At 61.8% G+C, this 23,922-nt stretch carries 18 protein-coding genes and 1 pseudogene; 2 read left to right on the forward strand and 17 right to left on the reverse strand.

Features of this window, described 5'->3' with window-relative positions; translation table 11 throughout:
• Nucleotides 1-85 precede the first annotated feature (85 nt).
• The 17 genes and pseudogenes from P5W98_RS31450 to P5W98_RS31530 form a co-directional block, all read right to left on the reverse strand.
• Nucleotides 86-1,009, reverse strand: coding sequence for a transporter (locus P5W98_RS31450; RefSeq protein ID WP_421028339.1), 924 nt, complete (start codon nt 1,007-1,009; stop codon nt 86-88).
• Between the two features lie 211 nt (nt 1,010-1,220).
• Nucleotides 1,221-2,171, reverse strand: a complete 951-nt coding sequence (gene arcC / locus P5W98_RS31455; protein ID WP_434715576.1) for a carbamate kinase — start codon at nt 2,169-2,171, stop codon at nt 1,221-1,223.
• An 81-nt stretch (nt 2,172-2,252) separates the two neighbouring features.
• On the reverse strand, nt 2,253-3,263 hold the full coding sequence (locus tag P5W98_RS31460) for an ornithine carbamoyltransferase (RefSeq protein WP_421028340.1): 1,011 nt from the start codon (nt 3,261-3,263) through the stop codon (nt 2,253-2,255).
• A gap of 104 nt (nt 3,264-3,367) precedes the next feature.
• Nucleotides 3,368-4,624, reverse strand: a complete 1,257-nt coding sequence (arcA, locus tag P5W98_RS31465; protein WP_421028771.1) for an arginine deiminase — start codon at nt 4,622-4,624, stop codon at nt 3,368-3,370.
• Nucleotides 4,625-4,640: 16 nt separating this feature from the next.
• Complete coding sequence (gene arcD / locus P5W98_RS31470) at nt 4,641-6,008, reverse strand: arginine-ornithine antiporter (protein WP_434715585.1); 1,368 nt, start codon at nt 6,006-6,008, stop codon at nt 4,641-4,643.
• A gap of 178 nt (nt 6,009-6,186) precedes the next feature.
• Nucleotides 6,187-6,402, reverse strand: coding sequence for a hypothetical protein (locus tag P5W98_RS31475; protein WP_434718547.1), 216 nt, complete (start codon nt 6,400-6,402; stop codon nt 6,187-6,189).
• Between the two features lie 19 nt (nt 6,403-6,421).
• Nucleotides 6,422-7,381: an IS5 family transposase gene (locus P5W98_RS31480; protein WP_421026637.1), complete on the reverse strand. Its 960-nt coding sequence runs from the start codon at nt 7,379-7,381 to the stop codon at nt 6,422-6,424.
• A gap of 207 nt (nt 7,382-7,588) precedes the next feature.
• On the reverse strand, nt 7,589-9,835 hold the full coding sequence (gene potE / locus P5W98_RS31485) for a putrescine-ornithine antiporter (protein WP_421028343.1): 2,247 nt from the start codon (nt 9,833-9,835) through the stop codon (nt 7,589-7,591).
• Between the two features lie 176 nt (nt 9,836-10,011).
• The gene (locus P5W98_RS31490; protein ID WP_421028344.1) at nt 10,012-10,641 is read right to left on the reverse strand and encodes a YdeI/OmpD-associated family protein; all 630 of its coding nucleotides are present in this window, start codon (nt 10,639-10,641) and stop codon (nt 10,012-10,014) included.
• 152 nt (nt 10,642-10,793) lie between these two features.
• Nucleotides 10,794-11,318, reverse strand: coding sequence for a polymorphic toxin type 4 domain-containing protein (locus P5W98_RS31495; protein ID WP_421028345.1), 525 nt, complete (start codon nt 11,316-11,318; stop codon nt 10,794-10,796).
• 66 nt (nt 11,319-11,384) lie between these two features.
• Nucleotides 11,385-11,855 (reverse strand): annotated as a pseudogene (locus tag P5W98_RS31500) (XdhC family protein); the annotation flags it as partial.
• Nucleotides 11,856-12,009: 154 nt separating this feature from the next.
• Complete coding sequence (locus P5W98_RS31505; protein ID WP_421028346.1) at nt 12,010-13,818, reverse strand: alkaline phosphatase D family protein; 1,809 nt, start codon at nt 13,816-13,818, stop codon at nt 12,010-12,012.
• A gap of 118 nt (nt 13,819-13,936) precedes the next feature.
• Nucleotides 13,937-15,052: a succinylglutamate desuccinylase/aspartoacylase family protein gene (locus P5W98_RS31510; protein WP_421028347.1), complete on the reverse strand. Its 1,116-nt coding sequence runs from the start codon at nt 15,050-15,052 to the stop codon at nt 13,937-13,939.
• Between the two features lie 31 nt (nt 15,053-15,083).
• Nucleotides 15,084-15,860, reverse strand: coding sequence for an ABC transporter substrate-binding protein (locus P5W98_RS31515; RefSeq protein WP_421028348.1), 777 nt, complete (start codon nt 15,858-15,860; stop codon nt 15,084-15,086).
• 288 nt (nt 15,861-16,148) lie between these two features.
• Entirely contained in the window at nt 16,149-16,910 is a 762-nt protein-coding gene (locus tag P5W98_RS31520) for an ABC transporter substrate-binding protein (protein ID WP_421028349.1), read from the reverse strand.
• Between the two features lie 117 nt (nt 16,911-17,027).
• Nucleotides 17,028-17,618 carry a nucleoside deaminase gene (locus P5W98_RS31525; RefSeq protein WP_421028350.1) on the reverse strand — a complete coding sequence of 197 codons (591 nt, stop codon included), beginning with the start codon at nt 17,616-17,618 and terminating at the stop codon, nt 17,028-17,030.
• A 63-nt stretch (nt 17,619-17,681) separates the two neighbouring features.
• Complete coding sequence (locus tag P5W98_RS31530; protein ID WP_421028351.1) at nt 17,682-19,040, reverse strand: nucleobase:cation symporter-2 family protein; 1,359 nt, start codon at nt 19,038-19,040, stop codon at nt 17,682-17,684.
• Between the two features lie 128 nt (nt 19,041-19,168).
• Here P5W98_RS31530 and P5W98_RS31535 point away from each other — a divergent pair, with 128 nt between their 5' ends.
• Together P5W98_RS31535 and P5W98_RS31540 are read left to right on the forward strand one after the other, a co-directional pair.
• Complete coding sequence (locus P5W98_RS31535; RefSeq protein ID WP_421028352.1) at nt 19,169-20,083, forward strand: LysR family transcriptional regulator; 915 nt, start codon at nt 19,169-19,171, stop codon at nt 20,081-20,083.
• An 869-nt stretch (nt 20,084-20,952) separates the two neighbouring features.
• On the forward strand, nt 20,953-23,919 hold the full coding sequence (locus tag P5W98_RS31540) for a patatin-like phospholipase family protein (protein ID WP_421028353.1): 2,967 nt from the start codon (nt 20,953-20,955) through the stop codon (nt 23,917-23,919).
• Nucleotides 23,920-23,922 lie beyond the last annotated feature (3 nt).

The raw sequence follows: 23,922 nt of genomic DNA on the forward strand, positions 1-23,922 counted from the left end.
AGTATTTCGTCCCTCCGGCTCGTTGATCTCCGTCAATCGCGCGCCTTCGCCGCAAACGTCGCGATTATCGGGCGGCGATGCGTGGTCACCGGTCGAACCAGCGATATTGAAGCGCCACCGTCACGATCTGGTAATTGCCCGCCGCCCGCGTGACGAAGCCGCGCGACCAGGCGAGCTTGGCCGACCAGCCGCGCGCGATCGGCACCGCGAGCGTGACGCCGCCGCGCAGGTTCGCCTGGGAACCGCCGCTCGACGCACCATCCACACTCGCGCCGCCGCCCAAGGCATAACCGAGATCGACGGCAAGCCATAAGCCGGGGCGGAAGGTGTAGCCGCCATGGAACTGCGTGAACGCGAGCGGCGCCTGGCTGCGCTCATGTCCGTTGACGAAGTTCGTGTTGGCGGTGAAGAAGAAAACGCCCGCCGAAGCCTCGAAGAACCAGTTTCCCCACGGCTGCGATACGCCGATTTCAGGTCTGAACGCCCAGCGATTGTTTCCCAGGTTGACGAGACGCCAGGGAGCGTACTGGCCAGTGGGCGCCTGGACCGTCAGGCTGATGCCCAGCGAAGTGCGAGGCGGCGCTTGCGCGAATTCCTCGGGCGAAAGCGGGGGATTGCCGAACAGGTTGAAGGCGAATCGCATCTGCATGTCGCCCATGCCGCCGCGGTGGATCTGGGTCGGCGCGTCGATGACGAGCCCGCTCAGGTCCCCGCGCTGGAACGGAACGACCAGGCCAAACGACGCCGTGTGACCGGCGAGCGCGAATGTGCGCACGTAGCCGAGCACAAAATTGTCGACTTGCGCGCGTACGCCGCTCACCGGGAGCGAAGGGTCGGTGAGAACGTCTCCGCTCACGTGCGAGTAGCCGGCGACAATGAAATTCGTGCCGACCGGGGAGGCGGAATAGGCTCGCGGCTCCAGTTCCTGGGCGTGCGGCGCACCCGCCTGCCAGAGCAGCACGGCGGTGCCGAAGCACGCATGCCTCCAGTGAGCGGCTCGCCTGCTCATCGCAGTTCAGATTGGAGTATCGGGAATGGTGCCGTGCGGCGCTGCACGGCGAGGTCCAGCATAGCAGTGCCATTCGACACGATGAATAAGACTTTGGTCGGATCCCTGCTAGTGACGTTCGGCGCTTAGCGCGCAGCGGCGGGCGCCGGTTCGGCGTCCGCGCCCCTTACCGCCATCGCGGCTTTCACTGGAGGCATGATGCGCTACGGCGTTAGCCGGCCGCTGCCGCGCGATACTGGATGCCGGGTTCGGTGATGCTGATGCGGGTGCCGGCCTGGCGCGTCGTAATCGCAACGATGTCCGATAACGAACCGATCACCGCGTCCTTGCCGGTATTGCGCGCGAACTCGATCGCCGCCTGGATCTTCGGCCCCATCGATCCCGCAGCGAAGCCCAGCTTCTCGAGCGCGTCGGGGTGGGCCTGCGCGATGGCCTTCTGGCCCGGCTGGCCCCAGTCGACATAGGCCGCATCGACATCGGTGGCGATGATCAGCAGGTCGGCGTCCAGCTCTTCGGCAAGCAGCGCGGAACACAGGTCCTTGTCGATCACGGCTTCGACTCCGGTCAAATGCTCGCGCGCCTCGTCGTAGCAGGTCGGTATGCCGCCGCCGCCCGCGCAGATGACGATCGTGCCGTGGTCGAGCAGCCACTTGACCGGCCGGATTTCGAAGATGTGCTTCGGCCGGGGGCTCGCAACGACGCGCCGAAACTTGTCGCCGTCCGGCGCGATGCTCCAGCCGCGTTCCTTGGCAAGACGCTCGGCCTCCGCTTTGTCATAGACCGGGCCGATCGGCTTGGTCGGGTTGCGGAACGCGGGATCGTGCGCGTCGACTTCGACCTGGGTCAGGATCGTCGCGAACGGGACTTCATAGGGCAGCAGGTTGCCGAGCTCCTGTTCGATCAGATAGCCGATCATGCCTTCGGTCTGCGCGCCGAGCACGTCGAGCGGATAGGTTTCGACTTCCTTGTAGGCCGCGCCCTGCAGCGCGAGCAGGCCGACTTGCGGGCCGTTGCCGTGCGCGATCACCAGCTCGTTGTCTGGCGCGATCTGCGCGATCTGCTGCGCTGCGATTCGCACGTTTTCGCGCTGCTTTTCGGCGGTCATCGGCTCGCCGCGCCGCAAGAGGGCGTTCCCGCCCAAGGCTATGACGATACGCATCATGCTGCCCCTTTCAAAATTCGTTTCGATGGCGCGCTGCGCGCCCTTTCATCGGGCGCGCAGCGTCAGCCGGGGCCACGCGGCTCAGAGGTCGGCAAGCGTGGAGACGAGGATCGCCTTGATCGTGTGCATACGGTTCTCGGCTTGCTCGAAGGCGATATTGAGCGGCGACTCGAAGACATCCTCGGTCACTTCGATCCCGTTAGCGAGCGCCGGGTACTGCTGGGCGATCTTCTTGCCGACCTCAGTCTCGCTGTTATGGAACGCGGGCAGGCAGTGCATGAACTTCACCTGCGCGTTTTGCGCGGCTTTCATCAACGCCATGTTGACCTGGTAAGGCAGCAGCTCGCCGATGCGCTCGCCCCACGCCTCGACCGGTTCACCCATCGAAACCCAGACGTCCGTATGCACGAAGTCCACGCCATTGACGGCGGCCTGCGCATCCTCGGTCAGCGTCAGACGGGCGCCGCTTTCGGCGGCAAAGTGCTGGCAAGCCTCGATGTGCTCCGCGTTCGGCCAAAGCGCCTTTGGTGCGCCGATACGCACGTCCATGCCGAGCTTCGCACCGATCAGGAGCAGCGAGTTGCCCATGTTGTTGCGCGCGTCGCCGAGGTACGCATAGCTGATCTGGGGCAGCGGCTTGTCGCTGTGTTCGCGCATCGTCAGTACGTCGGCGAGCATCTGGGTCGGGTGATATTCGTCTGTGAGACCGTTGAACACCGGCACACCCGCGTACTTCGCCAGCTCTTCGACGATGTCCTGCCTGAAGCCCCGGTACTCGATGGCGTCGTACATGCGGCCGAGCACGCGAGCCGTGTCCTTCATGCTCTCTTTGTGGCCGATCTGCGAGGAATGCGGATCGATGTAGGTGACGTTCGCGCCCTGGTCGTAGGCGGCCACCTCGAATGCACAGCGCGTGCGCGTGGACGTTTTCTCGAAGATCAGCGCGATGTTCACGCCCTTCAGATGCTGCTGCTCGGTGCCCGTGTACTTGGCGCGCTTCAGGTCGCGCGAGAGGTCGAGGAGATACCGCAGCTCGCGGGGCGTGTGATGCATCAGGCTGAGGAGACTTCGATTGCGCAAATTGAAACTCATAGCGGTTCTCCAACGTAATAGGGCCGGCGGGAAGCAAGTTGTCGAGTGCCGGGCCCGTTGTCGGCGGGGGCGGGCCCAGCTGCGCGGGCAGGTGCGTGGGTGATTCAGTAATCGATCGGGTCGCGCGCGATCGGGCATGTCATGCAGTGGCCGCCGCCCCGGCCGCGGCCCAGCTCGCTCGCGCTGATCGTGATGACCTCGACGCCAGCCTTGCGCAACAGCGTGTTCGTGTAGGTGTTGCGGTCGTAGCCGACGACCACGCCGGGCTCGAGGCAGACGACGTTATTGCCGTCGTCCCATTGCTCGCGCTCGGCAGCGAAGCTATTGCCGCCCGTCTCCACGACGCGCAGTTTCGGAAGACCGAGCGCTTCCCCCACGACGTCGATGAACGGCTTTCCCTCGTGGCGGATGCTCAGATTCGAAGGCTGCGATTCGTCGGGCCGCACCGAGAACGCGACGATTTCGTTCACGACTTCTGGGAACACCGTGACGAGATCGCGATCGCAGAACGTGAATACCGTGTCCAGATGCATGGCCGCGCGGGATTTCGGCAATCCGGCGACGATGATGCGCTGCGCCGCGCCCTTCGCGAACAGGCTCTGCGCAAGCGCGCCGATGGCCTGCCGCGACGTGCGCTCGCCCATGCCGATCAGGACGATGCCGCGGCCGATCGGCATCACGTCGCCGCCTTCGAGCGTCGCCGCGCCGTGATCCTCGTCCGGGTCGCCGTACCAGAACTCGAACGGTTGATCGGCGAAGTCGGGATGGAACTTGTAGATCGCCGTCGTCAGCAGCGTTTCCTGCCTGCGGGCTGGCCAGTACATCGGGTTGAGGCTCACGCCTCCATAGATCCAGCAGGTCGTATCGCGCGTGAAGAGCGTGTTCGGCAGCGGCGGCAGCACGAAGCTCGAGTAACCCAGATACTGGCGAAACAACTTGAGGGCGTTGCTATGGGCAGTGTCGGGAATGTCCTCCGCGACGACGCCGCCTATCAGAAACTCGGCCTGCTTGCGCGGCTCGAGGCTTTCCATCCACGACCGAACCTCGCTGGCGAGGCCGACGCCGACCGTGTTCGGGCGCACCTTCCGGTCGAGGATCCACTTCAGCGCTTCCGGGTTCTGCACCGTCTCTGTGAGAAGGTTGTGCATCTCCAGCACTTCGACATCGCGCTCGCGCATCTTGGTGACGAAGTCGAAATGATCGCGCTTGGCCTGGTTGAGCCAGATGACGTCATCGAAGAGCAACTCGTCGCAATTGCTCGGCGTCAGGCGCTGGTGCGCAAGGCCGGGCGAGCACACCATCACCTTGCGCAGCTTGCCTGCTTCGGAATGAACGCCATATCGGGGTGTTTCCGTGCCCATCATGTCTCTCCTGAATTTAAAGCGTGAGGTATCCCCGGTACAGGCCGAATGCGGCGGCGACTGCGCCGACCACGACCACCGCGAAAATGAGTTTCTCGAGCTGTGTGAAGACCGGTTGCCCGGCTTCGCGCTTCGCCTTGGCGAACAGCAGGACGCCCGGCGCATAAAGCAGCGCCGATAGCAGGACGTACTTGAGCCCGCCCGCGTAGAGCAGCCAGAGCGCGTAGAGCACCGAGATCGCCGAGATCACGAGGTCCTTCGTGCGCTCCTTCGGTTCGCGCTCATAAGACTCACCGCGCCACGCGAGGAGCAGTGCATAGGCCGCCGACCAAAAGTACGGCAGCAGGATCATGGACGTTGCCAGGTAGATCAGGGACAGGTAAGTTCCCTTCGAGAACAGCGTGATCAGCAGAAACAGCTGGGTCAGGCCATTGGTCAGCCAGAGCGCGTTCGTCGGCACATGCTTCGCGTTCTCCTTGCGCACGAACCTGGGCATCGTGCTGTCGCGCGCCGCGGAGAAGATGATTTCGGCGCACAGCAGCACCCACGACAGCAGCGCGCCGGCCAGCGAGATTACGAGCCCCACGCTGATCAGGATGGCGCCCCAGTGGCCAACGACATGCTCGAGCACGCCGGCCATCGACGGGTTTTGCAAGGCGGCGAGCTGCGGCTGGGTCATGATGCCGAGCGACAGGATGTTCACCAGCACGAGCACGAGCAGCACGCCCACGAAACCGACGACGGTTGCCTTGCCGACATCGGTGCGCCTTTCCGCGCGCGCGGAGAAGATACTTGCGCCTTCGATCCCGATGAACACCCAGACGGTCACCAGCATCATGTTGCGGACCTGATTCGTTATGCTGCCGAGCTTCGGATTGCCCAATCCGAAGAAGTCGCTCGCGAAGATGCGCGACTTGAAAGCGAAGGCGCAGATCAGAATGAACAGGACGATTGGGACGATCTTTGCAATCGTGGTGATCAGATTGACGAAGGCTGCTTCCTTGATGCCTCGCAGCACGAGGAAATGCACGCCCCACAGCAGCACGGACGCGCACACGATGGCGATTGGCGTGTTGCCTTCGCCGAAGACCGGGAAAAAATATCCGAAGGTGCTGAAGAGGAGAACAAAGTAGCCGACGTTGCCGAGCCACGCGCTGATCCAGTATCCCCACGCGGAGGAAAAGCCCATGTAGTCGCCGAAGCCTTCCTTCGCGTAGATGTAGACGCCGCCGTCGAGCTCGGGCTTGCGGTTGGCGAGCGTCTGGAAGACGAACGCAAGGGTCAGCATGCCGACCGCCGTAATGGCCCAGCCGATCAGCACGGCGCCGGCGTCTGCGCTGACCGCCATGTTTTGAGGCAAAGAGAAGATGCCGCCGCCGATCATCGAACCCACGACCAGCGCGGTTAGCGCACCCAGGCGCAGTTTCGGGGCGGGCGCGGCAGTGACGGCTGGCTTGGCCGCCGGGCCGGAGCCGGTTGCAGACGCGGAATCAGACATGAAATGCCTCCTTCAATCAGATAACAGGGACTTTCTGGCTCACCTGGTTTTTCCAAAGGATTTGTTATCTAACATCGATATTTCCAATATTTAATTGGATTGCTAAACAAAATAGCGTTGCGGATAAAAGATTTAAAAAAGCGACATTTAGATCGATGATGGCAACGCGATACTTTTGCCATTTGATCGAAATCAATTGCTGGCGGAGTTGCTGGCGTGGGCCCATGGCGTCTATTGCTGCGATGGGCGTTGTTGCGTAAATCAGGCGTAGAGACGACATGATCTGTGTGCTCTCAATCTCAGGCGATACGGACGGACTGCGGGCGAGCGAGGGCTACCATGCGATTGAGTACACCCGCACGGATTGATACCTCGGTGGCTTGCGAGCCCGTCGCGCGCGCCCACAGACAGGAGCCCGTGAGTACCTTGAGCCGGTACATCAAGGTCTCGGCGAGCGATCGCCGGTGGTAGCCGCTCGCCTGCTTCCATTCGCGCCTGCTGCTTCCTTCGATAGCGGCAATAGCTGCATTGCGCCAGGTGGCGCCGGGCGTGCGGTCTGGCCACGGCTTCGCTCCCTCGCGCGGCGGAATCGACGGGCTGGCGCCACGCGCGGCGATCTGCGCGTGACAAGGCTTGGTGTCGTAAGCGCCATCGCCTGCGATGGTATCGATCATTACATCAGCCGGAATCTGGTCGAGCAGATCGGGCAACACTTCGCCATCGCCTTCGTCCTGATGGGTCATCAGCGCGGCGCAGATCTGGCCTGTGTTCGCATCCATCGCGAGGTGCACCTTGCGCCAGGTGCGACGCTTGGACCAGCCATGCTTGCGCACCTTCCACTCGCCTTCGCCGTAAACCTTCAGCCCGGTGCTGTCGATCACGAGGTGCATGGGCTCATGGGGACGTTGCGCCGGCAGCGCGACCTTGAGGGTCTGGGCGCGACGGCTCAAGGTCGTGTAGTTGGGTACCGGCAAGCTCGGAAAGGCGAGCTTGCGCAAGCTCTGGGCGAAGCCTTGCAGTGCGCGCAGCGGCAGATGAAAGACTTGCTTGAGACTGAGCAGCATCTGGATCGCTGCATCGCTGTAGACACGCGGTCGGCCGTGCCTGGTCGGGCCAGCCTCGGGTACCTGCGTCAGTACGCCTTCATCAATCCACATGGTTACATCGCCTCTTGCGATCAAGCCCGCGTTGTAATCCCGCCAGTTCCTGACGCGGTACACCCCTTTGGGTTCGCTGGCCTTGCGTTCGTCCTTGCGCATCTTCTCGGGGAAAAAATCGAGAATCTACGCAGCTCGATGCGAAGTTAACATCCTGGTCAACCCGAGCGTTGCACGTAAACGTCAGTCCACCTGGAAGCGCCCCAATTTCTGCAACAACGCCCCCGCCGCATTTCACGGCATTTCACGACCTTGCATGGGCCCTTGCACGGACGCTCGCAGGCGGGTTTTACACGAGCGCAGGAATGGTTACTCCGGCAAGGCGGCAGCGCGGAAGAACGCGCTCGCGTCCGCGTCGAGTTTTCCAAACGATCTTTCGTATACGGCCGCGAACTCCGCAGACCCGTAAAGCCGGCTGAGCGTGCGGTCTATCAGCAAGCGCAGATCGTCGTCGCCGCGCGCCATGCCGATTGCCACGGAAACCCGCGTGAATCGCCGGTCGAGAACGACCAGTTCGCCCGCGGCAGGACTGTCGTGCGCCGCAGCAAAGAGCAGGGCACGGTCCGCGAAAAAGACGTTCGATCGACGGTCAATCACCTTCTCCAAACCTGCCTCCATCGAGGTGACGGGAACGACCGTCGCGGAAACCTCGAGCTCGCCGAGCTTGCCGGAAAGCCATCGCTGTGCCGGAGAATCCGCGATGACCGAGACCGTCTGCCGCGACAGCAATTGCGCGGGCGACGCGCGCCAGACCGGATGGGATACCCGTTCGCCAGAAAGAATCTCGCGGAGTCCGGAAGGCGCATCGGTGCGCAGAAGCGCCCCGATTCCGCCTGGATAGACAGGAATGGAGAAAGACATTCCCGCTCTGTTCGTCAGCGTGTCGGGTGCTCCACATACGAGATCGACACGTTTTTCATGCAGTGCGCGTATGTCTTCGCCTGACGAGAGGGGGACCCACTGGGTCTTGAGCGCGGCCAGTCCCGCCTCGCTTCTGATCTGTTCTGCAATCTTCTGGCACAGCGCAACCGTGTAGCCGGTCACCTGCCCGGCAGCGTTCTGATAAGCAAACGGACGCGCGCCACTGAGATAGCCCATGCGGATCGTGCCCGATTGCTCGATCCGAGCGATCGTCACACTCGTCGTTTGTTCACGCGCTCGCGCCGGATGCGGCATCAATGCCGAAAGCGCCAGCAGGCCGATGGTGATCGCGGCGATAGTCGGGCCCGCAGCCGTGCGCGGCGCGGAAGCCGGCGCGCCGGTGCGATTGACGGCGAAACCATATATCGCGTAGCCGATCGCCATGACCAGCATTGCGCCCATCACGGCATTCGTGCCTGAAGCGTAGATGGCATAAATCGAATACGCGAGCGCCACCAGCGTCACCGTCGCGTTAAGCCGGAACTTTGCCGACTCCGTGCCGGCGGTGCGCATCATCACAAACAACGCGGAGAGCGACACGACATACGGAACCACGTTGGTGACCACGGCCAGGTTGACGAGCGCAGCAAACTGTTCGCTCAGGTTGGGCGAAATCGTGGACACGGCCATCATCGACTGCACGATCCCCATGATCACCATGCCGGCAACAGGAGCGCCCGCACGATTCGCCTTGCCGAAAACGGCGGGGAACATCTGGCTATCGGCGGCGTTCTTGGCCGTTTGCGCGAGGGTGAACTGCCAGCCCAGCAAGGAGCCGATGCACGCCATGGCAGCGAGGGCCATGACGATCGAACCCACGGCAGGACTGAACATGCGGGCAAAGGCGAGGCCGAACGGTCCTGTCGATCGGGCGAGATCGGCATTGGGCACGATGCCCTGGATCACCGCGGTGGAGAGAATGTAGATGACCGCCGCGCCCAGTGTGCCGAACATGCACGCCAACGGCACATCGCGCGCGGGGTTCTCGACAGCCGACGAGTTCTGCACCGCCGATTCCATGCCAAGGAACGCCCACAGCGTGAGCGCGATGCTCGAACCCATGCCTTCCACGAGGCGCAGCCCCTTCGGGTTCCATGCAGCAGCGAAGGTCGCGCCGTGAAACCAGAACCAGCCAGCAACCGAGATGAAACCTACCGGCAGAATGACGCCCCAAACGGTGAGCGCGCCGATACGTCCGGTGATTTTCGGGCCGCCGAAGTTCGCCAGCGTGGTGAGCCACAGCAGCGCGATCACGCCGAGGCAGGTCGCGACTGGCGAGGAGGTGAGCACCGGGAAGAATGCGGCGAGATAGCCGAGCGCGGAGCTTGCGACCGCTACGTTCGCAATGGCGATAGAGAGGAAGTAGAGGAAGAAGACCTGAAAATAGCCGTCCTTGCCATACGCCTCCTCGGCGTACGCGGCCATGCCGCCGGCGCGCTGATTCAATAGCCCGGCTTGCGCAAAGCCCCAGGCAATGGCGAGCGAGCCGATGGCGGTGACAAGCCACGACAGCAACGAAATCGCGCCGACCTGCGCCATATTGGCGGGCAGCATGATGATGCCCGAACCCATCATGTTGACGGTGACGATGAACGTCAGTTGTACGACGTTCATCTTTTTGGGTTGATCGGCCATGGTGATTCTCCCGCTCGCTGGCACCGGCGCCAGGCTCGGAACGCTCCGAGCCTGTGTGAACGTTAGGGCGGCGGCCAATGCGCCCATTGATATAGGTCAAGCGGGTAGGTCGAGCGCCAGGATGATGCATGATTCCGGCTTCGCGCGTTGAGCACGGAGGAAGTGCGGCAGACGGTTCAGGGTTTTCGCCTTGCGGCGCGTCGGGCGATCGAAGCCGGTGCTGCGATTGCTGGATGCCGGGGGTGAATGGTTTCGCCTCGATTGAGCATGCCGATGAACTCCTCGATCTTGCGCGCCCGCGTTGCGGGCTTTTTGGCATGCTGGATACGAAACAGGATGGCGTAGCGGTTGCGGGCGTTCAGCGTTGCAAAGAACGCGCTGGCCTTGGGATTGGCATGCAGTGCGGCCTGCAGGTCGTCCGGCACGACCGAGTTGCTGGCCGACGTATAGGCCGCCGCCCAGCGGCCATCCTCTTTGGCTTTCTCGATCTCCCGCAGGCCCGCGGGAAGCATTCTGCCCGCGGCGATCAGCGCTTCGGCGCGGTCTTTGTTGAGCCTCGACCAGATACTTTTTGCGGAGCGCCGAGTGAAGCGTTGCAACCAGTATTCTTCGCTTTCGCTCTGTTTTTGACCGTCGATCCAGCCATGACAAAGGGCGCTTTCCAGCGCCTGTTCGTAAGTCAAGGTTTGCTTACCGGCGCCCTTTTTGGCCAGGCGCAGCCAGATCCCGGTCGAAGTGCCGCCGTTTTGCGTCAACCAGTGTTCCCATTCGTTCTGATCGAGGAAGGTCAGACGAGGCTCAGTCATCGAGGAACCGAAGGGTTGCGTTCATGCAGCGAGATGTTTTCGTTCACTGAAACCTCGCGGATTACCGGTTTGCGCGGATTTGGGAGTAGCCGATTTATCGACGATTCAGCGTGTATCCGCCGGAGGGAGGGTGGTGGCCTTTCTGGCGAGACTCAAAATGTCTTCACGAAGGGCGTGGCATGAATGATTACTTTCGGGTTAATCCGTTGATCCGAGACCTCGATGCTTGCCTCGAATAATTTGCGGGACAGACCATTCTTCACCGCATCCACACGGTACTGAATTTCCTTTAGCCGAAGCGTCCGGGAATGAGTCATTGTTACTGTTGTGAGCCAAAGCTCCGTGTCTGATGGTTTTAGCTCAACAAGCTCTCTGAGATATCGTTCTATACCTAAGCGCTGAAACTGCTGATTCACTTCTTCCGGGGCGTAGCGAATAGCATGTGGGCTTTCAAATCCCGTGCCGCCACCTTGACTGTGTGATCTCTGCCAGCCAGCCAATCCCACTTCGATGCCCGGAAACAAGAGCTTCTCGTATCCCTGCCTGCCTTGTGAAAGTCCCAGGCGGCTCTGTATGACGGTTGCTCCAAGTGCGTCCTTGAACGTTCGCTCGCTGAAGTGCATGTTGACCTCTTCGCCGTCCGGTAGTTGGTAATGTAGGTAAACGATTTGCCTCATGCAATTCTACTGACGTAATCGTGAGTCACGAGCGGCGTTGAACATTCGTATTCGCTTCTGCTCCGCTTACAAGGCGCCACAGCCCACCGCGTTGCCCGCCATCTCCAGGACCGCCTTAGCGCCTTCGACCCGCAGCAGTTCCGGCAACGACACGCCATTTTTCGCGGCCGTCAATTCGGCAAGTATCGAGAGGGCGATCTCCGGCGGCGTCCGGCTGCCGATGTAGATGCCCACCGGTCCGTGCAGGCGCGCGAGTTCTTCATCGTTGAGATCGAACTCCTTCAAGCGCTTGCGCCGCGCCGCGTTATTGCGACGCGAACCGAGCGCACCCACATAGAACGCAGGCGTTTTCAGCGCTTCCATCAGCGCGAGATTGGCGAGCTTCGGTTCGTGCGTCAGCGCGATCACTGCACAGCGTTCGTCGAGCTTCATGTCCATCACGGTGTCGTCGGGCATGGCGCGAACGATGGTCGTGCCCGGCACGTTCCACTCGTCCGTATATTCCTCGCGCGGATCGCACACCGTGACCTGATAATCCGGGCACCGGGTGGCCCAGGCGCAACCATTCGCCCGAAGATTCCCTGTATCTGTGGGGGCCGGACGTGCCAGGCTATTTCTTCGAGAACACCGAAGCGTGACATGCGCAACAGTTGTTCTAACTGCGGATGCGTCTTCGTTTGCTCACGTGGACCTAGAGGCGCTCGACGTGCACTTCGACCGCGTCCCTCGGCACGGTCAGCCGCGTGCGATCGAGCAGGGCGTCCGCGGGCGCGGTGCGGTCGGGATTCAAGGGCTTCACCTTGTTGAACACCACCGAGAAATGCTCGGGCGTCACGGTGACCGACGCGTAGCCCTGCGCATCGTGGTCGGCGTGGCACAAATCCGGATTGTTGGTCTTCAGGAAGGCGTCGAGCCTGGCTGGTGTGGTTGCCAGCGACGCGAACGGCGTGCCGGACCAGCCCGCCTTGACGTAGGCATAAAAAGACGTGCTGCTGATTCCGGCGCACACGAAGTCGACGATCACGGGCGTCCCCTTCACGGGGTCCGGGTCGTCCCGCACGACTCCGCACTGAAACGCATGGAGATCACCCGAGATGGACACGGCGTTATGGATGCCCTGTTCCTTCAACCAGGAGAGCAGGTCGTGTTTGTGCGCCGGATAGCCGTCCCATGAATCGCAGTCGATCACGAGGCGCGCCGCGGGATTCTTCGGTGCGCCAGGCATCACAGCCCACAGGCGGTTCAGCATCACCTCGTTGCCCCACACCTTCCACACCGCTGGCGAGCGCTTCATCGTGTCTTTCCACCATTGCGTCTGCTCGGCGCCGAGTATCGAAGGCGCGCGGCCGAAGTGCCTGGTATCCCAGGTTTCGAAGCGCTGAAGAACATCCTGCTTGACGAAGTAGCGCGAGCCGACGGAGTCGTTGCCATGAACCGGGTCGTGCAAGTGCGCGCGCGCAATCGCCGCCTCGCTCACGACATGATCGTCGCGATAGAGGCGCTCGTCCGTCATCACGAGATGCATTAGCATGCCGAAACGAAAATCGCGGTAGATGCGAATGTTCGTGAATGACGGGTTGTCCGGATCGAAGTGCACGTCGCCCCAGTCCACCGGCATGTACTCCGCCCACGCGCGATTGGCGTTGCGGCGGCGCGCGCTCACCTGCCTTTCCTCGTTGGTGTAGACCTGATGATCCTGCCAGCAATCGTCGGAGAATTCGTGGTCGTCCCATATCGCGATCATCGGCAGGCGCTGGTGCAGCGTTTGCAAGCGCGGATCGGAACGATAGGTGCGATAGAGCGTGCGATAGTCGTCGAGCGAATCGGCATAGAGCGTGCCGTCGGCGAGCCGCTTTGCATCGGGTAGCTGCAGCGCCGGATGCGCCGTCTCGACCGCATCGCTTCTCGGGCCTCCGACCGTTTCATAGATGTAATCGCCCACATGCACGACAAAGGCGAGATCGCTTTCGTCTGCAAGCAGCGTCATGGCCTGCCAATGATTGACGCCCCAGTCCTGGCAATTGAGCCACGCGAAGCGAATCTCGTCGTTGGCTTCGTTTTCATCGGGGGCCGTGCGCGCAACGCCGCTGGCGCTCACCTCGTCGCCGGCGACGAACCGATAGTGATACGTCGTGTTTGGTGAAAGCGCCGTGACCTTGGTGCGTACCGTGAAATCGTAGGCGGGCAATGCCGCGAGCCGCACGTTGGCGACGAGCGCGGAGAAGTCCGGTTGCCTCGACACTTCGAGCCGCAGCGGGACCGCGCGCATGGCGCGTTTTGCGTGGTGCGGTTCGTTCCCGGGCGCGGGCGCGCAGCGCGTCCAGAACACGATGGAGCGATCGCGCGGATCGCCGCTGGCGACTCCCTGCGCAAAGCGGTAGAGGCCGTTGCTCGCGGCGTTGGCGTTGGCGGGGAGCGCTGGACGAGACGCGGCGCGCGCGCCGGTGGCCGCTGCAATTGTGAAGAATGCCGACGACTTGAGGAAATGGCGCCGATCCATCGGCTCTGACCCTCCCGATCGACTTGCTGCAAATGTCCGAGACGCATTGCGATGCCGCAGCATGCGATGTGCCTCTATCGGGCAGCAGTTTTGGCTCCTGCTGCCCGCACCACCCACCTCAATCCGGCAGCAGCGCGCCGGTTCGAACCGCGTCCTTGCCCGCCACGCATGCCACTTCCATTCCCGCAGTGGCAAAGCGCGTGCGCTGCCGCGCATACAGCACCCCGGCAACGGAACTCTTGACCGTAACGGTGCGGTCGGTCAGCGGATCGACGATGTCGGCAATCGGCTGACCGGGCTCGACGCGTGCGCCCACCGCCGCACGGAACACGATCACGCCCGAGGCCGGCGCGATCAGCGATTCGCTGCCCGCGAACGGCGTGGGCCCGAATTCGAGCGGCGGCAACGGCGCGGGCGAGCCGTCGATTACGCCCCGATGCGTCAGGTACTCGACGATCGCGTTCGCGTCCTGCTCCGCGAACGCATAGGACACGTCCGCCTGGCCGCGCAACTCGATCGTTACGGATATCGAACCATTCGGAATCGGATAGCGACCGCCGTAACGCGCACGCAATTCCGACCAACAGAAGCTGTGAATCTCGTCGAACGGATTGCCGATCGAATTGAGCGCGAGCAGCGACGCCTTCGCGTCGAGATAGCGCGCGAGCGGTTCGACCTCGGGCCACAGGTCGGGGTTCGTGTAGAGATGCAGCGCGGCTTCGAAGTCGCAATGCAGGTCGAGCACCACATCGGCGTCATACGAAAGGCGCTGCAGCGCGAGGCGCTGCGATTGAAGTTCGGTGGTCGGCGTTTGCTCGGCGAGCGCCTCGCGCATGGCGGCGCGCACGGCAAGCAGGTTCTGCTGCGCGTCGCCGGTAAGGCGCGACTCGATACGCGGCATCACGAGCGCGGCGAGATCGTGGAATTGCCGGTTGAAGTTCGAGGCCGTGCCGGCTTCGTAGCGGCCAAGCATCTGGCCGAGCAGGCGTTGATTCAAACCGATTGGATTAGGCACCGGAACCACCACCACCTCGCCGCGCAATCTGTCCGCCGCTTCGAGCGCGGCGAGGCGCTTGCGCAGCGCCCAGGCGACCAGCATGCCCGGCAGTTCGTCGGCATGCAGCGATGACTGGATGTAGATCTTCTGCCCGCCGCCGGGGCCGTAGTGGAAGCTCGTCAAGTGACGCTCGGTGCCGAGCGCCGGGGATATCAACGGATGTGTCTGTGTCTGCATGATGAGAGGCTGCTCTGGATCGTTGGGCTTTTCAGCCGCCGTACACGTCGAAGTCGAAGTACTTCGATTCGATCTTTTTGTACGTGCCATCCTTGATCATATCGGCGATGGCCTTGTCGATCTTCGCTTTCAGTTCGACGTCGTCCTTGCGCAGGCCGATGGCGGCGCCCGCGCCGAGCGTGCCCTTCGGGTCGTCGATGTCGCCGCCCGAGAACTGGAAGCCCCCGCCGCGCGGGGCCTTCAGGAAACCCTGCTCGGCCTGCACGGCGTCTTGCAGCGCGGCGTCGAGGCGGCCCGAGATCAGGTCCGCGTAGACCTGGTCCTGGTTCTGGTAAGGCACGATCGACACGCCCTTCGGAGCCCAGTAGAGCTTTGCGTAGGTTTCCTGAATGGTGCCTTGCTCGACGCCCACGGTCTTGCCCTTGAGCGCGTCGGCCGTCGGCTGGAGGCTCACCCCCTTCTTGGCGACGAGGCGCGTTGGCGTATGGAACAGCTTGGTCGAAAAGGCGATTTGCTCGAGACGTTGCGGCGTCATCGACATCGACGAGAGCACGCCGTCGAATTTTCTTGCCTTCAGCGCCGGGATCATGCCGTCAAACTCGTTTTCGACCCAGACGCACTTCGCGTTCAGGCGCTTGCAGATTTCGTTGCCGAGGTCGATGTCGAAGCCGACCAGCTTGCCGTCCGTGCTCTTCGATTCAAACGGGGGATAACTCGCATCGACGCCGAAGCGGACCGAGGAAGGGTCCTTGGCGAAGGCCGAGGTGGCGATTGCGAGGATTGCGAGGGACAGGGCAAGCTTCTTCATTGACGCAAGGTCTCCAGTATCGACATCGACGCTGCCGTGGGTTGGCGGCGTCCTCAGGCAGACGAGGGTTCATCTGCAAAGTTGAATAGACAAGATAACCGGTCAGTGATGTTCGAGTAACTGGGGTTTTCGCTGAAGCGACCTGAATTTGCCGATTTTCGACGTATGGAAACAGAAAGGTTGGGAAGCGTTTTAGGTATTTAATGTATAGACAACATTGCGTGTGGCGTTGCAAACAAAAAAGCCCAGACCGGATGGTCTGGGCTTTCGTGACGGGTTCTCGAGGGCTTAGTTGCTGCCGTACACGTCGAAGTCGAAGTACTTTGCTTCGATCTTCTTGTACGTGCCGTCCTTGAGCATGTCGGCGATGGCCTTGTCGATCTTCGCCTTCAGGTCGGTGTCTTCCTTGCGCAGGCCGATGCCGGCGCCGTCCGAGGGAATCTCCTTGCCCGCGAACTCGTAGCCCGCGCCGCGCGGCGTCTTCAGGAAGCCGAGGTCGGCCTGCACCGCGTCCTGGAGCGCGCCATCAAGACGGCCCGAGATCAGGTCGGCGTAGACCTGGTCCTGGTTCTGGTAGGGCACCACGTTCACGCCCTTGGGCGCCCAGTTCGTCTTCGCGTAGGTTTCCTGGATCGTGCCCTGCTCGACGCCCACCGACTTGCCCTTGAGCGATTCGGCCGTGGGCAGCAGGTTGGTGCCCTTCTTGGCGACGAGGCGCGTGGGCGTGTTGAATAGCTTCGACGAGAACGCGATCTGCTCCTGGCGCTGCGGCGTCATCGACATCGAGGAGAGCACGCCGTCGAACTTCTTCGCTTTGAGCGCCGGAATCATGCCGTCGAATTCCTGCTCGATCCAGACGCATTTGGCGTTCAGACGTTTGCAGATTTCGTTGCCGAGGTCGATGTCGAAGCCGACCAGCTTGCCGTCCGCGGCCTTCGATTCAAACGGCGGATAACTCGCATCGACGCCGAAGCGGATGGTGGACCAGTCCTTCGCGAACGAGGAGGTTGCGATCGCGAGGATCGCCATGAACAGGGCAAGCTTTTTCATTGCTTTGGAGTCTCCGTATTAAGAATGGGGGCCGCCGTGAAAAGCTCGCCGTACCTTCGGCAAAGACTGTTCCATGCGCCGGTTGGGTAGACAACATAGACAATCGCCGAAGGTCGGTTAAGTAGGGTTTTCGCTGAAGCCGATGCTGCCGGTTCCGATTTCGACAAGAGCCGGCGAGAACGCGTGCGAAAAACCTGCGCTCTTCCAGAAGCCGTGATGCGAGCAAGCGGCTTCGTCTTCGATCAGCGGACCGACCACGTCGATATGGCGCTGGCCGCGCGTGAACACCTCGCGGCACGGCAGCGAGAACGTCGGGTTTTCGGGGTGATCGCCGGTGAGCGAGAGCAGGCGGTGCTCGGAAAGCGCATACACCACTCGCCCGATGTTGCACCAGTAGATGGCGCCCGCACACATGCAGCACGGCTCCGCACTCGTGTAGAGCGTGCAGCGCGCGAGCTGCTCGGGCGAGAGAATGCGTGCGGCCTGGGCGGCGGCGGCGAGCTCGGCGTGCTGGGTGGGATCGCCTTGCGGCGGCATCGAGTTGTTGCCGGCGGACGCCACGATGTTGCCGTGCTCGTCGGCCACGAGCGCCGCGAACGGATGGCGGCCGTTGCGCCGCGATTCGTCGGCCAGTTCGATGGCTTTGCGCAGCAGGGCGAGATCGCGGTCGGCGAGGGCGGCGGGGGCGAGATCCGTATTGGCGTTCATTGGATTTTTTCCGTTGTGCTGGGTGAGTGGTGGATGAGGAAAATGAAGTAGACAGTGCTGCGTTCAATGGACTTCGGTGTTGGCGTTGCTGGCCAATGCGGGCGTGTTTTCGTGCGCGCCGGCTTCCCGCTTGTCGCGGTTGAGCAGGAGGTTGAGCACGATGGCGGTAATCGCGCCGAGGAAAATGCCGCTGTCGAGAATCAGCTTGGCGGGGCCGTGGATCTGGGCGAACAACGTGGGGAACGACATCGGCAATACGCCCACGCTCACCGACACCGCAACGATGATCGCGTTGCGCGTGCCCTCGAACTTCACGCGCGAGAGTTCCTGAATGCCGGCCACGGTCGTCATGCCGAACATCACGATCGCGCAGCCGCCCAGCACGGGGCGCGGCACCGAGGCGATCAGCGCGCCGAGCTTCGGAAAGAGCCCCATGAGCACCATGATGACGCCCGCGGACGCCACCACGTAGCGGCTCTTCACATTCGAAAGCGCGATGAGACCGGTGTTCTGGGTGAACGCGTTATAGGGAAAGCTGTTGAAGAGGCCGCCGAGCATCGTCGAGAGGCCATCGGCGCGGAACGCATTGCCGAGCGTCTGTTGCGAGGACGGGCGGCCGATGATGGTGCCGATGGCGAGCACGTTGCCGGTGGTCTCCGCCATGATGACCAGCATGGCCAGCGCCATCACGAGCGTGGGCGTGACGGCGAAGCGCGGCAGGCCGAATGCGAACGGCGCACTGATCTCGAACCAGGCGGCGTCGCCTACATGCGCGAAGCTCGCCATGCCGCACGCGGTTGCGATGACGGTGCCCACAATCAAGCCGATCAGCACCGAAAGATTGCCGATGAAGCCCTTGAAGCGCGCATAAACGAACAGCGTGATGCCGACCGTTGCGAAGCCGAGCAGCAGATTCGCTGCGGAGCCGAAGCCAGGCGCATCGGGATTGCCGCCGCCTAGCCAGATCGCGGCGGCCGGCATCAGCGAAACGCCGATGATGGTGATCAGGCTGCCAATCACCACGGGCGGAAAGAAGCGCAGCAGGCGGCTGAACACCGGCGCGATGAGCACGGTGAGCGCGCCCGCCGCGATCACGGAGCCGAACACGCAGGCAAGGCCATATTGCTTGCCGATCATGATCATCGGCGCGATGGCGATGAACGAGCAGCCCTGGATCAGCGGCAGGCGCGCGCCGAACTTCCAGATGCCGATCGTCTGGATCAGCGTGGCGATGCCCGAGGTCAGCAGGTTGGCGTTGATCAGCTTGATCATCTGCTGCTGCGTGAGGCCGAGTGCGCTGCCGAGTATCAGCGGCACGGCGACGGCCCCCGCGTACATCACCAGCACGTGCTGCAATCCGTAACTTGCGAGTTGGCGCAGCGGCAGAATCTCGTCAACCGGATGAGTACCTGGTTTGCTCATGAAGTTGTCTCCTTTGTCGTGGTCCCGGGCGGCTGGTCAGGCACGGGGCCGGCACGTCATAATCCATCACGTCTGCGGGGCCACCAAACGAATATCCATCGATTTTTTCAATAGATTGGGGAGGCGCCATGCGCTATTCGCTCGACCAGCTCGAAATGTTTGCCCGCGTGGCGAAGACCGGCTCGTTCTCGGCGGCGGCGCGCAGCCTGGGCAAGACGCAATCGACCATCAGCACGGCGATCGCCAATCTCGAAGTGGATTGGGGCTTGCCGCTGTTCGATCGCGCCAGCAAGCTGCCCGCGCTCACGCCGGCGGGCCGCAAACTGCTCAACGAAGTGGAGGTGGTGCTGGAGCGCTGCCTCGATCTGGAATCGCAGGCCAACGATCTGGGGGAACTGGTCGAGCCGCGCCTGACGCTCGCAATTGAAGTGCCGTACAACGCGCTGATGCCCGCGATCGAGGACTTCGCCGCGCAGTTTCCCGCCGTCGATCTGGATGTGCGCCATCCTTTTCACGGCGACGTGAGTGACTTGTTGCTGAAGGGCGAAGTGGATCTGGGCGTGGCCTTTGCGCAGCCGGATTACCCGCGCGACCTGGGCTTTTCGCAGATGGGCAAGCTGATTCTGGCCCACGTGGCGCGCCACGACCATCCGCTGGCGCGCCAGGCGAGCGTGAGCTTCGCCGAGTTGCGCTCGCATCGCCGTCTGGTGTTTAGCGCGCACAACAATACGCTGCCGAGTACGGAATATCTCGACTCGGCGCGCAGCTGGCAGGCGGAGAGCTATCTCGCGCTGCTGGAGATGACGCGCGCAGGGCTGGGCTGGACGACCTTCCCGCGCCAGTTGATCCTGCGCGAGCTCGATGAAGGGGAATTCGTGGAGCTGCAACTGGCTGCGTATCCCCACACCGACTGGCTGGTGGGGGTCGACCTGATCTGGTCGAAAGCGCGTGTGCTGGGCAAGGCGGGCGTGTGGCTAAAGCGCCGCTTGCAGCATCATAAGGTCTACGAACTGGACCGCAATGGCAATGCCACTACGCTGTAGCGAGGGCGCCCGGACTGCTATCGCGTGAAGTCGCGCCGTCATGCGCGAGATGACTGAAACGCGAATGAAGCAAGCGTTGTCTGAGCACGACACGTGTCATGCCATGGACACGGACGGCAATACCTACGGCGGCTCATAGAGCGTTCACTACGCCGTTGGCACACCCCCTGGCGCTGTCCGCAACGAGCGGAACGCTTGTCTGCACGCAATTGATTGCAGAAACGGTCGGCAACAATGAAGGCGGTATCACCGGTACGGTTGCCACCGCATCGGCCAAACTCGATCTGGGCGCGCACGCTCGACGACCTGAGCATATTGTTCAATCTCGATGATTCCGGCTTGCTCAATCTGAACAGCTCCAGGTGCTTGGGCATGACGCAACACAGCCGCTCGTGGCACTGGGATTCTCAGGCACGTTGCCGAATGCGCAGGCCATCGCCGGTGTCGCGGTGTTGTCATGCAAATAGAAAGCCATGTCGAGCGGGTTCGCGTCAACGACGAGAATGCCTGCAAACCAGAAGCCAGGTAGCATCACTTCTTTCGCGATCCTTATAACGACAAACCCAGCCTTTAGAGCTGGGTTTTTTGTTTTGTAATGCAAACGCTAATTATTGTTTGAATTCGTTCAATCACATCTGGTCGAGAAGCTCACCGTTACATACCCCTCCTCCTGCGTCCCCACATCCTTCTTATCCCCCCGAAAGACGGGATGGGAAAGCAGGGTTGTTCGCCCGAAAATTCCGTACTACTGTTGCATCGAAGGAAGGCGATATTCAGGCCAATTCGCTAAATCAGAAACGGCGTGAGACACCGACCTATTGTTTCTAATCATCACGTCGCATCAGAATTCAATTCTGCCTTGGAGCGCCATGAACGCGCCGTCCACCGGGGAAAACCAAGTGAAGAATTCGGCGGGGTCGAGAGGGCAACGCGTCGCCCACGATTTTGCGCAAGTGCTTCATGAAGAACTCAACGAAATCGTGAAGGCGCGCAAAGGCCAAATCGATCCCATTGACCGCGGTTCTCCAGCCAGTCCCGGCGCTCCCGGCAGTGAAGCCGATGCATTGCGGCGAAGCGAGCGACTTGACCTGAAGGGTTTGGCGCTGTCCGGAGGCGGCATACGGAGCGCGACCTTTAGCCTTGGCGTGATCCAGGCGTTTTGCGAAGGCAAGGTGTTGCGCGAGTTCGACTATCTTTCCACGGTCTCTGGCGGCGGTTACATCGGCAGTTGGCTGTCTGCACAAATGCTTCATCGCTTTCCCAATGGGAACGTGGCGGATCTCGAGTCGGTGCTGAGTCCCAATACCTCGCCGGGCGGTCCGCCAAAATCGAAGGAAGACGCGTCGATTGGCTTTCTGCGCGAATACAGCAATTACCTGACACCACGGGTTGGCTTGTTGAGCACCGACACGCTGGCCGCGATCTCGGCATACGTTCGCAATCTTGTCTTGATTCAGGCGATCTTTCTGGCGTCGATCGTGGTGGTGCTGTCTTCGCCGCGAGTGGTGTTCCTCGCTGCGCAGGCGCTGCTTCAGTGCGCCTTCTGTCTGTGGCTTCCCGGGACTTTGGGTTTGGTGTTGCTTTCGTTGAGCGTTGCCGGAATAGTGCTCAATCTGCGCGCCGATCAAACGAGTCCGTGTGCAAAGACCGCGTTTGTTTTGATCTACGTGATTCTGCCTGGCGTTCTCGCGGCATTTCTCATGGGCATCGAAATGGTGAATAGCGGCGGCCTTGTTGCAGGCTGGGGTATGGGCGGCTGGGTCGTCTTCTTCACGCTGTTCTACGCGGCTGTCGCATTGGTGCTGCCTGCACAGGATCGGTATCCGGCCCCGGGCCAGGCTCAACACGCGGGCGTCCAGAAGATTCATTGCCGAAGGGGGCGCGTAGTGCCATTGCCGAAGCGCATCGCCATCGTGATCGCCGGATCATTGGCGGGTGCGACGGGTGGTGTGCTGCTGTCACTCATGCATCAGGGAATACGCGCGATGGTTCATGCGCATGGGCATGAGCAAGCATTATGGTTTGCCGTATCCATTGCGCCATTCATGATTCTCCAGGTGTTTGCCTTGACCATCGTGCTGCATCTGGGCCTGGTCGGGCGTATCTTCGATTACGACGTACAGGAATGGTGGGCCCGTTATGGCGGTTGGCTGCTCGCGGTCACGGTCGGCGGTGGCGGAATCCTGACTGCTGGAATCTACGGCTCGGCGCTGGTGTTGTGGGGTGACGCGTGGTTGACCTACCTTGGTGGACCGGCATGGCTTTTTGCGTCGCTCTGGGGCGTGGTCACCGGTTCATCGAAAAAGACGGACGGGTCGAGTAAGTCATGCAGGGAACTCGGACTTGTGATCGTGCCGTATGTGTTCATTATCGGATTGACCGTGATCCTCTCGTATGGCGAGTACCGGGCGCTTCCGGTTGACACGGCTGCAACCCGTGTGGCGGTTCCGCACACAGCGGACGAATCCCCGGCGGCGCACGCTCCCAAACCGGATTTCGCGCAAGCGGTGGCCGAGGTATCGACTCAATTGTCGAGACAGTCGGTGCATCAAGTCGAGGTTGGCGGGGTCAAGTTCAATACCGTGCTGGTGGTGTTCTTCTCCTTTATTGTGGCTGGATTCATCCTGGCCTGGCGCGTCGATATCAATCTGTTCTCGCTCTTTAATTTCTATCGAAATCGATTGACGCGATGCTATCTAGGCGCATCACGCGCGGTGCTGGGAAAGCGGCATCCGCATCCCTTCACCGGTTTCGATCTCGATGACGATGTTCCTCTCAGTCATCTTGCAGCCAACGAGAAACGCAACTTTGCCCAGCGCCCATATCACATCATCAACACGACGTTGAACATGACGTCCGGCGAGAATCTTGCCTGGCAACAACGTAAGGCCGCATCGTTCTTCTTCTCGCCACTCTATTGCGGGTTCCGCTTGCCCCGCACGATGGAGCCCGACCATTCCAGAAAGAGCTTCATGAAGACCGCGCAATACATGCGAGGCAAGCACACCTTCGGGCCACTGGATGATATCGGCCCGATGCTGGGCGGCGCCGTCGCGGTCTCGGGCGCTGCGGTCAGCCCGAATTCCGGCTTCCACACCGATCCGGGCGTCGCGTTCCTGCTCACGCTGTTCAATGTGCGGCTTGGGCGCTGGTGCCCGAATCCTGCGTCGCCCAATGTGCCGAAGCGCTCGAGCCCCGAGTTCGGTGGAGCGCTGTACCTCAATGAGCTCTTTGGCGCTGCCGATAGCACGTCGCGCTACGTCTATCTGTCCGATGGCGGGCACTTCGACAATCTGGGCATTTACGAACTCGTCCGGCGGCGTGTCAGCCTCATCGTTCTTTGTGATTGCGGCGAGGACGCACCCTTGCAGTTCGACGACCTTGCGGATGCCATACGCAAGTGCTCGGCTGATTTCGGCGTGGACATCGTCATTGATGTCGATCCGTTGCGGCGCGAATCCAGCGACAGTCCCCCGCCGTTCAGCGCGAACCACGTGGTAGAAGGCGTGATCCGTTATCCGTGCCTCGAGGGAAGCGCGCCTGACGCGGCGGCGTTCGAAGGAAAGCTCATTCTGATCAAGCCGACATTGACGCGGGAGATTTACGCGTGCGCTTCGGATCTGCGCAACTACGCCATTGTCGAGCCTGCATTCCCGCAGCAGTCCACGGTCGATCAATGGTTCAACGAGGCGCAGTTCGAAAGCTACCGGAAACTCGGTTACCTGATCGGACGTCACCTGCTCGAGAAGCCCCTCGAGGACGGTTCCATGCTGGCTGGTCGTTTGCAACGCTCCGCGGATTTGCAGGCCGGCGGAGCGGGCTTGAGCGAGTGCTGAATC

The sequence above is a fragment of the Paraburkholderia sp. A1BS-2L genome, from assembly GCF_051125205.1.
Taxonomy (GTDB): domain Bacteria; phylum Pseudomonadota; class Gammaproteobacteria; order Burkholderiales; family Burkholderiaceae; genus Paraburkholderia.

Excerpts from the sequence above, each read along its gene's own strand:
- P5W98_RS31450 (WP_421028339.1), bottom strand. The coding sequence starts at position 1,009 with ATGAGCAGGCGAGCCGCTCACTGGAGGCATGCGTGCTTCGGCACCGCC.
- arcC (WP_434715576.1), bottom strand. The coding sequence starts at position 2,171 with ATGATGCGTATCGTCATAGCCTTGGGCGGGAACGCCCTCTTGCGGCGC.
- P5W98_RS31460 (WP_421028340.1), bottom strand. The coding sequence starts at position 3,263 with ATGAGTTTCAATTTGCGCAATCGAAGTCTCCTCAGCCTGATGCATCAC.
- arcA (WP_421028771.1), bottom strand. The coding sequence starts at position 4,624 with ATGGGCACGGAAACACCCCGATATGGCGTTCATTCCGAAGCAGGCAAG.
- arcD (WP_434715585.1), bottom strand. The coding sequence starts at position 6,008 with ATGATCGGCGGCGGCATCTTCTCTTTGCCTCAAAACATGGCGGTCAGC.
- P5W98_RS31475 (WP_434718547.1), bottom strand. The coding sequence starts at position 6,402 with ATGTCGTCTCTACGCCTGATTTACGCAACAACGCCCATCGCAGCAATA.
- P5W98_RS31480 (WP_421026637.1), bottom strand. The coding sequence starts at position 7,381 with ATGCGCAAGGACGAACGCAAGGCCAGCGAACCCAAAGGGGTGTACCGC.
- potE (WP_421028343.1), bottom strand. The coding sequence starts at position 9,835 with ATGGCCGATCAACCCAAAAAGATGAACGTCGTACAACTGACGTTCATC.
- P5W98_RS31490 (WP_421028344.1), bottom strand. The coding sequence starts at position 10,641 with ATGACTGAGCCTCGTCTGACCTTCCTCGATCAGAACGAATGGGAACAC.
- P5W98_RS31495 (WP_421028345.1), bottom strand. The coding sequence starts at position 11,318 with ATGAGGCAAATCGTTTACCTACATTACCAACTACCGGACGGCGAAGAG.
- P5W98_RS31505 (WP_421028346.1), bottom strand. The coding sequence starts at position 13,818 with ATGGATCGGCGCCATTTCCTCAAGTCGTCGGCATTCTTCACAATTGCA.
- P5W98_RS31510 (WP_421028347.1), bottom strand. The coding sequence starts at position 15,052 with ATGCAGACACAGACACATCCGTTGATATCCCCGGCGCTCGGCACCGAG.
- P5W98_RS31515 (WP_421028348.1), bottom strand. The coding sequence starts at position 15,860 with ATGAAGAAGCTTGCCCTGTCCCTCGCAATCCTCGCAATCGCCACCTCG.
- P5W98_RS31520 (WP_421028349.1), bottom strand. The coding sequence starts at position 16,910 with ATGAAAAAGCTTGCCCTGTTCATGGCGATCCTCGCGATCGCAACCTCC.
- P5W98_RS31525 (WP_421028350.1), bottom strand. The coding sequence starts at position 17,618 with ATGAACGCCAATACGGATCTCGCCCCCGCCGCCCTCGCCGACCGCGAT.
- P5W98_RS31530 (WP_421028351.1), bottom strand. The coding sequence starts at position 19,040 with ATGAGCAAACCAGGTACTCATCCGGTTGACGAGATTCTGCCGCTGCGC.
- P5W98_RS31535 (WP_421028352.1), top strand. The coding sequence starts at position 19,169 with ATGCGCTATTCGCTCGACCAGCTCGAAATGTTTGCCCGCGTGGCGAAG.
- P5W98_RS31540 (WP_421028353.1), top strand. The coding sequence starts at position 20,953 with ATGAACGCGCCGTCCACCGGGGAAAACCAAGTGAAGAATTCGGCGGGG.